Origin of the sequence: Caulobacter sp. B11 (assembly GCF_002737765.1) — a bacterium.
Classification (GTDB): domain Bacteria; phylum Pseudomonadota; class Alphaproteobacteria; order Caulobacterales; family Caulobacteraceae; genus Caulobacter.
Genome location: NZ_PEGG01000061.1, coordinates 1 through 7,895 on the forward strand (window position 1 = coordinate 1; position 7,895 = coordinate 7,895).

Annotated in this window: 8 protein-coding genes and 1 pseudogene; 5 read left to right on the plus strand and 4 right to left on the minus strand. The window is 62.9% G+C overall.

The annotated features are described in order from the left end of the window. Positions 1-569: alkaline phosphatase (locus tag CSW58_RS04010; RefSeq protein WP_201721562.1), on the minus strand; the 569-nt coding region annotated here is incomplete at its 3' end. A gap of 100 nt (positions 570-669) precedes the next feature. Then, complete coding sequence (locus CSW58_RS04015; protein ID WP_236627637.1) at positions 670-2,985, minus strand: TonB-dependent siderophore receptor; 2,316 nt, start codon at positions 2,983-2,985, stop codon at positions 670-672. Between the two features lie 317 nt (positions 2,986-3,302). Here CSW58_RS04015 and CSW58_RS04020 point away from each other — a divergent pair, with 317 nt between their 5' ends. After that, positions 3,303-4,016 (plus strand): HAD-IIA family hydrolase, encoded by a 714-nt coding sequence (locus CSW58_RS04020; protein ID WP_099446406.1) that lies wholly within the window; start codon positions 3,303-3,305, stop codon positions 4,014-4,016. A 9-nt stretch (positions 4,017-4,025) separates the two neighbouring features. Here CSW58_RS04020 and CSW58_RS04025 read toward each other — a convergent pair whose 3' ends face one another. Both CSW58_RS04025 and CSW58_RS14900 read right to left on the minus strand, forming a co-directional pair. Beyond that, positions 4,026-4,595 (minus strand): MurR/RpiR family transcriptional regulator, encoded by a 570-nt coding sequence (locus tag CSW58_RS04025; protein ID WP_236627638.1) that lies wholly within the window; start codon positions 4,593-4,595, stop codon positions 4,026-4,028. Continuing rightward, positions 4,535-4,867, minus strand: coding sequence for a MurR/RpiR family transcriptional regulator (locus tag CSW58_RS14900; protein ID WP_236627639.1), 333 nt, complete (start codon positions 4,865-4,867; stop codon positions 4,535-4,537). Before CSW58_RS14900 ends, CSW58_RS04025 begins: the two co-directional genes overlap by 61 nt. A 368-nt stretch (positions 4,868-5,235) precedes the next feature. Here CSW58_RS14900 and CSW58_RS04030 point away from each other — a divergent pair, with 368 nt between their 5' ends. The 4 genes and pseudogenes from CSW58_RS04030 to phnE form a co-directional block, all read left to right on the plus strand. Further along, positions 5,236-6,153 (plus strand): phosphate/phosphite/phosphonate ABC transporter substrate-binding protein, encoded by a 918-nt coding sequence (locus CSW58_RS04030; RefSeq protein WP_099446407.1) that lies wholly within the window; start codon positions 5,236-5,238, stop codon positions 6,151-6,153. Between the two features lie 157 nt (positions 6,154-6,310). After that, positions 6,311-6,612 (plus strand): annotated as a pseudogene (locus CSW58_RS16040) (ATP-binding cassette domain-containing protein); the annotation flags it as partial. Between the two features lie 18 nt (positions 6,613-6,630). Beyond that, a complete protein-coding gene (locus CSW58_RS14285) occupies positions 6,631-6,942 on the plus strand; it encodes a hypothetical protein (RefSeq protein ID WP_201721566.1) in 312 nt (103 codons plus the stop codon). Then, positions 6,939-7,895 (plus strand): phosphonate ABC transporter, permease protein PhnE (gene phnE, locus CSW58_RS04040; RefSeq protein WP_201721565.1); only part of this gene is annotated, 957 nt, incomplete at its 3' end. The genes CSW58_RS14285 and phnE, both read left to right, overlap by 4 nt.

Sequence of the window (7,895 nt, forward strand, 5' to 3'; positions counted from 1 at the left end):
TGTGCAGGCGCACGGTTTTCAAACGAGACGTCGCGGCCGCCCACCTGGCGGGTATTGACCCCGAGGCGTCCGACGCCGCCTTCATAGATGTAGTCGCCGATGTGGATCACGCAGTCGGGGGTCCACTCGGCCATGTCGGCGAAGGCCGCGAAATGCCCCGTCTCCCAGTGGTTGCAACTGGCCAAGGCGAGCTTGGCCTCGCGGTCGGCGGCGCTGGACGTGCGCGTGCGGCCGACGGTGCTTTGCGCGTCGCCGAACATGAACTGGTACCAGTACTCACGCCCTGGCTCGAGCCCGTCCAGCTTGACGTGGATGCTGTGGGCGTCCGCGTCGGAGGTGGACGCCCACCCCTCGCGGAACACGTGACGCCGTTCAGCGTCACGCCAGACCGTCCAGCGGACCTCCACCCGACCCCGGGGCATTCCGCCGCCGCGAAGAGGGTCCACCGCCAGACGGGTCCAAAGCACCACGCTGTCGGGGCGCGGCGTTCCCGAGGCGACGCCAAGGGTGAACGGGTTGGTTCCTGTGGCCGCGAACACGTCGCGCGGCGTCAAAAGCGGCAGAGCCATCAGGGCGAGGAGGGAATCGCGGCGTGAGAGCATAAAAATCTCCATCAATTCAATGACAAAGAGGCCCGAGGCGGACTTTCGCCTCGGGCCTCGCAGTGTCCTAGAACTTGGTCGCGACCGTCGCGTACAGCGAGCGCGGCTTGCCCTCGAAGGGGTAGCCGTAGAAGTAACGGTCATCCTGGTTGGTGTATTCGCCGCGGTTGAAGGCCGCGCCGTAGAAGTTGTTCCCGTAGCCCCAGCGCTCGGCATATTTGGTGTCGAGCAGGTTCACGATGCGCAGCTGGAAGCGGTGCTGCAGCTCCGCCCCGGCCAGATAGGTGACCGTAGCGTTGACGACCGTGTAGTCGCCGAAGTTGTAGCGATAGCGCGGGACGCCCGTATCGGCGCCGATCCCATTGACCGCCGGCTTGGTGGTGCCGGCGATGGCCGGACCGCCGGTCGCATATTCAGGACCCTGGAAGCGCGGCAGGACCTGGAACTTCAGGCGCTGGTCCTTGGAGGTCCAGTCCAGCGCAGCCGTGGCGAACCACACCGGGGTTTCGCTCAGCTGCACGCCCTTTCTTGAGCCCGCCGTCAGGGACGAGTCCTGGTTGGTGTAGCCGATATTGGCGTGCCACTGTTCGCCCAGCCGCAGGTCGAACTCGGCCGTCCAGCCATTGATCTGGTTGATCGCGCTGTTGTTGAAATAGGTATCGACCGGCACGTTAACGCCTTTGTCGGTCACGATTAGCGGGCGACCCGACGTCGTCGAAATGCGGTTGGTCACCTCGGTCCTGAACGCGCCCACCTCGGCGAACACCTGAGCGAAGCCGAAGTCATGATTGTAGCCGAACGCGGCGTTGTAGGTTTCCGTCTCTTCGGGCAGCAGGGCGGCATTGCCAACAACCGTGAAGGCTGCGCCGGACACGGCCGTCGGCGGGCGCGGGTTGTTGATATAGAGTTCGTTGGTCTGCGGCAGGCTGTAGGACGTGCCGCCGTTGGCGCGCACATAGTAGTCGGTCAGGAAGGGATGCTTGACCCCGAATTTCCAGATCGATTTGTTGTCGAAAGCGTCGGAGAAGTCGGTCCGCACCGCCAGCGATATCTTGGTGTCGGGGCTGAAGGGCAGGGTCGGGTGCAGATCGACGAACAGGCCCGTGGTCGACGAGTCGTTGTTGGGCACAGCGAAGCGGGCGTCTGAGTCGTCCTTGTAGGACACCCACTGAATACCGCCGACGGCCTCCAGATAGCGGTTGAACTTCACGGTGGCCCGGGCGGTGCTGCCCATCTCGACAAAGCCGCTCTTGAATTGGTTGCTGCTGCCAAAGCCGTGGGCGAAGGCGGGCTCGACAGTGCCCGTATAGGCGCCCAGCGGCACGGTCCGCGTCGACACCCCGGCGCCGTTGACGACGTTGGCCGCCGGACAGCCGGCGCGAATACGGCAAACAACGGGATAGAGCTCGGCGTTCCACAGCTGCGGGTTGGAATAATAGGCCGAGGCTTCGATCAGTAGATTGTCGTTCCAGCGCTTGCTGAACGACGCGTCCATGATCGGATAGCGCAGCGTGTTGGGCGAATAGGACTCGCCGGACGGGAAGGGGTCCTGGAACCAGCTTTCGGTATAGATGGCGTTGGCGCGGAACTCGGTGTCATCGTCGATCTTCCACAGATACTTGACGCCGATATCATTCTTGTTCAGCGGATAATCCTGAACGCCGCCCGAGAGGGCGACGTTGTCGGTGAACAGGGTCGGATCAAAGATCCGCGGACCATCGGTGGCCAGCATCGCGCCGTAGATCATCAGCGAATGATTGCCGTCTTCGTCGAGCGGGAAGCTGTAATTGCCCCAGACTTCCCGGGTCTGGAACGCCCCGTAGGATACCCCGAAGTCGCCCTTGCGCGTGCCGTCGGGCTTCTTGGTGACGACATTGACGACGCCGATGCCGCCATTGGACCCGAAATAGAGGCTGTTGCCGCCGCGGAACACTTCGATGTTCTCGACCATGTGATTGTCGATGGTCGTGGCGCCCCAGATGTTCTCGAGCACGGGACCGCGGTCATAGAGCGGCACGCCGTCAACCGCCACCAGGGTGTCACGGTCGCCGCCGCCATCGAGGCGGATCGTGTACTCGCCTTCGTCGGGCGAGTAGCCGATGTTCACGCCCTTAACGAGGAACTGTAACGCCTCGGCGAAATTGATCGCGCCGCTCTGCTCGACGCGCTCGCCGCTGATGACCTGCACGTCGGTGCCGTACTGGGCCAATTCCTTGGCGACAACAGTGGGTTGCTCGGCCTTACGAGCGCTGTTGACGGTGACGGCGGAAACCTGGGTTTCCGTCGACGAGGCGGGCTTTGCCTCGCCAACGCTCGCGACACTGACGACTTGGGCCAGCGCCAGCGAGGGCAGGGCGCTCGACAGCAGAAGCAGCGGCAGCAAGTGCGCCCTGCGAAGTTTGGTTATTGGTCCCGCCATGATGTGTCCCCTTACATCTCTGAAATATTTTCAGTGCCGCCGTGAAGATCGAGACGGGGAGTGCGCTCTCGGCGGTCCCACCTCTCATTTTGAGACGCCTAAGGGCATGCGATGACGGAACGATGAAAACTTTGTGGGAAGTTAATGAACATATTTCATTTCATGGGCGTGCGTGTATGAGGACGAGCCATTCAAAATCCTAGCGCCGCGGACTCATGACCCAAAATCCATTGCGGTTCACGCCTTTCGCCAACGGGCCATCCGTTCCTGACGCCAGAGCCATGGTGGAGAGCGCCAACGGGATTTTGCTGGACTGGGACGGGTGCGTCGCCCATGGCGACGTGCCGCATGCGGCGGGGGTGGCCTTCCTGCGCCGCTATGCCGACAGGATCGCGATCCTGTCCAACAGCTCAACCCTGTGGCCCGGCGACATCGAGCGACGGCTGGCGGGACTCGGCATCGCCATTCCCGCCGAGCGGATCGTTCTGGCTGGACACCATGCCCTGCTGCTCGCCGCGCGCCTTGGCCTGGCCACCACGGTGTTCGGCAATTCGCATATGAAGGCCTTGGCGCGGCAGTTGGGTATCCAGCAAGTGGCCGTCAATCCCGAGGTCATTGTTCTGCTGCGCGACACCAAATTCAGCTATTCGCGACTGAAGTTTGGGGTCAACGCCCTGGCCCGTGGCGCGCGTCTGATTGTCGCCAACCCGGACCTGACACATCCAGGTCCGAAGGGCGACACCGTGCCTGAGACCGGCGCTCTCCTGGCGGCGTTCGGGGCCTGCGTGCCATTGGACCAGCTTACGCTCGACGTGATCGGCAAGCCCCACGCCCAGATGTTTCACATGGCTTGCGGGGCTTTGGCGCTTCAGCCCAACCAGGCCTTGATGATCGGCGACAACCCGCGGACCGATATCGAAGGCGCGCGTCGGCTAGGGATCCCCGCCTTGCTGGTCAGCCCGGGCTCTGCGCTTGGCCTCGGCGATCTCTGTTGATCCAGCAGTTCAAAACCGCTTGAGCGACAGCACGTCAAAGGTCTCGCGGAGCGTGGTGGTGGCGCGCTCGTAGTCCGCCAGGGCCAGCGCGGCGATCAGTGTGTCGATCACGCAGAGTTGAGCAATCCTGCTGGTCATGGCTTCGGTGCGAAACATGGTCTCGCGGGCCATGGTGAACAGGGTGACATCGGCGTGGGACTGGATCGGTGATCGCGCATAGTTGGTCAGCGCGATTGTTGTCGCGCCGGCCTCCTTGGCCAGTTGAGTCGCCACCACCGTCTCATGCGTCGAGCCCGTATGGGAGATGGTCAGCACCGCGACGTCCGGTCCCGTGCGCGAAGCGCTGATGGCTTGAATATGGCTATCGGTCACCGCCTTTGCATCCAGCCCAATGCGGAGCATCCGATAATGGGCGTCCTCCGCGATCGGCGCGGACGACCCGATGCCGTAGATCTCGATGCGCTTTGCCTTGCGGATCGCTTCGACGGCCGCCGCGACCGCCTTGGGGTCAAGAACGCTCATCGAATCGCGCAGAGCCTGGATCCCCGCGTGGAACATCTTGCGGCAGATCGTCTCCACATCGTCGTCCTGGCCAGGTCCTCCTGAATGTATTGCACCGGCTGCACAACGGCCTGGGCCAGCGAAAGCTTAAGCTGCTGGAATCCTGAAAGTCCGAGATTCTGGCAGAAATTGACCACGCTGCCTTGGCTTGATCCTGTTTGTTCGGAGAGTTCCGTGACCGACATGCGCATGACCGCATCCGGCTGGCTCAGGATGAAGTCGGCGATCAGGCGAGAGGTGGGCCCCAAGGTTTTGTAGGTCGATTGAATGCGGGCGATCACATTATGCACCGGGGTATGGCTGGTGCTTCGCGGACGCGACTTCGCCGAGTTGGGCCTTGGGTCGGACAAGGATGCCTGCTTTCAATCAAGTCGGGGTGACACTGATGACCCGGACCGCGCGAGGAAACCAGATTACGCGCCGAGGATGCTAGACCTGGGCGGGTCGCGCTCTCCGATCGTGCGACCGGTGACAGCTTCCAACCTACGCTCGGCGCGGCGCCCTGACACCGCTCGCCCGTGGACGATTTCATCGCCTCGAAGTTCCAAATCCGAGGGCGACGCAATCTGAGATATACTCATTTATCAGAAAACGAAAGCTGAGATAGCTTCATCCTGACGTCATATGCATGCGTTAAGGCTGCCCACGGTGCTGCTAAATCCCGAGGTGGTCGCGTGCGTGGCTTGATACTCCTGCTCATTCTGGCGTTGTCGGCGCCCGTGGCGCGACCGCCGCTGATCGACCACTCACCGTGATCCTCATCCCCGCCGACGGCGGCACCGAAGCGGGCACCAAGGCGGACTATCAGCCGCTGTTCAACGCCGTCGCGCGCACCAGCGGGCTAAGGTTCGAAATCCGCGTCGCGCAATCCTATGGGGCCGTGGTCGAGGCGCTCTGCAACGGCACGGCCGACATAGCCTTCGTCGGGCCCGTGACCTACATCCAGGCCCACAATCGTCATTGCGCCGAACTGTTGGCCGTCGCGGTCGAGAAGGGCCAGTCGATCTACTATGCTGGCTTGTTCGCCAGGGTCGGCTCCCCGATCACGTCCGTGAAGGGTCTGAAGGGCAAGCGCGTCGCATTCGGTGATGTGAACTCCACCTCTTCCTTCATCTATCCGATGGCGATGATCCTGGACGCCGGGCTCGATCCTGTTCGCGACCTGAAGGACGTTCGCATCACGGGCAGCCACGCCAACAGCCTGGCCGCGCTCACCCAGGGCCAGGTCGATGTCGCCGCCCTTTCGTTCGATTCCTTTGACAAGGCCGTTCGCCAAGGCGCGGTGAAGGCCAACAGCGTCAAGGTCGTCGCACGGAGTGACGCGATCCCCTATCCGCCGATCATCATGAACGCGAAGCTGGCCGCGCCGCTGAAGGCCAGGTTGAAGCTGGCGTTTCGGAATGTCCATTTGGCGCCGGGCGTGACGCCGGAAATGATCCGCGGCTATGGCGGCGGAAAGGTGGACCGGTACGATTCAGGCTTTCACGCCGCCAAGTTCAACGTCGCGGCCAGGAAGATGAGCCGGCTGACCGACGAACTTAAGGGCGAGATCCTCAAGAAATCGGCGCAGCGCTAGCGGCCATGATCGATTTTGATGACGTGCATGTGCGCTATCCAGACGGCTGCATCGCGCTCGACGGTGTCAGCTTCCGGGTGCCGCAGGGACAGTTTTGTGTGATCCTGGGCCTTCCGGATCGGGCAAATCTACCCTGCTGCGCACCGTCAACGGCCTGGTGACCCCAACCTCTGGCAAGGTCGCGATCGGCGGCGTGAGGGTGGAGCGTAAGAGCCTGTCCGTCCTGCGACCGGCGATCGGCATGATCCATCAACACTTCGGCCTGGTGGACCGATCCTCCGCCGCCACCAATGTTGTCTGCGGCGCGCTGCCGGCGATTTCACTGGGGCGGGCGATGCTGGGCCTGTTTCCCGAGCACCATCGCCGCAAGGCCTGCGAACTGATGGCCGCGGTCGGACTTGGACCCGAGCATCTGCGGCGCCGGGTCAAGGATATGTCGGGGGCCAGCAGCAGCGCGTCGGTATCGCGCGCGCCTTCATGCTCGATCCCGGCGTCGTGTTGGCCGACGAACCGGTGGCTAGCCTGGATCCGAAGATCAGCGCCGACGTGCTCCGTTTGCTGAAGGATCAGGCCAAGCTGCGCGGCGCCACGGTCCTGTGCAGCCTGCACCAGATCGACCTGGCCCGCGCGTTCTCGGATCGGATCATCGCCTTGAGCGGCGGCCGCGTCGTGTTCGACGGTCCTCCGGATCAGCTGTCCACCGAGCATCTCGGCAGGATCTATGGCGACATCGCCTTGTCCGACGCGCCCGCGAGCCCCGCCCATGCCCAACCGGAGCCCGTGTCGTGACCACGCCCTCTTCGCAGCTCCTGCGGCATGAATGGCGGTTTCCGCCGCCCTACAACGCCCGCGGGCTTGGCCTCGCGCTGATCGCGATCCTCGTGCTGCTCTTCACGGGCTCGCGCGTCGAGATCGTCCGCATGCTGGTCCTGTCGGGGGAGGGGCTGCTGGCGACAGTAGGCTTGAAGGACGATTCCCAGGTGGCCAAGGGATTCGCCACGATCGGACAGCAATTGTTTCCTCCCGTCATCGCCGAGCGCACCGAAACCAGCCGCATCGAGAATTTCGACCCGGCCCATCTGCCGCTCTGGGCTCACCTGGAAACAGTGGAGCGCACCGTCGAAACGCTCAATCCCGACACGCTCCAGACGGATCATTCCATCGAGCGCGTGCAATATTTGGTGGAGCCTTTCGGCTATTTGCGACATGTCGCGCTGAAACTGGTCGAGACGCTCGAGATCGCCCTTTGGGGAACGGCTCTGGCGATTATTCTCGCAGCGCCCCTGGCGATCCTGGGCGCCCGTAACCTTACGCCGCATCCCCTCGTCTATGGGGCCGCGCGCATGGTGGTCAGCTTCTTTCGGTCAATCCCCGAACTGATCAGCGCTTTGTTCCTGGTCCTAGCCTACGGCTTTGGCCCGATCGCCGGCGTGCTGGCCCTGGCCTTCCATGCCGCGGGATTTCTGGGAAAGTTCTATGCCGAGGATATCGAGAACGCGGACCCCCGAGCCCAGGAGGCGCTCGGCGCCATCGGCGCGGACCGCCTCAAGGTACTGATCTATGCCATCCTACCCCAGGTCGCCCCGCAGTACATAGCCTATACACTCTACGTACTGGATCGAAATGTTCGAATGGCCACAGTCATTGGCCTAGTCGGGGCTGGAGGCATTGGTCAAGAACTAAAGGGCCGGTACGATATGTACAACTACGGCCATGTTGCGACTATATTGTTAGCGATATCA

Coding starts and splice junctions, on each gene's coding strand:
- CSW58_RS04020 (WP_099446406.1), top strand. CDS start 3,303: ATGGTGGAGAGCGCCAACGGGATTTTGCTGGACTGGGACGGGTGCGTC.
- CSW58_RS14285 (WP_201721566.1), top strand. CDS start 6,631: ATGCTCGATCCCGGCGTCGTGTTGGCCGACGAACCGGTGGCTAGCCTG.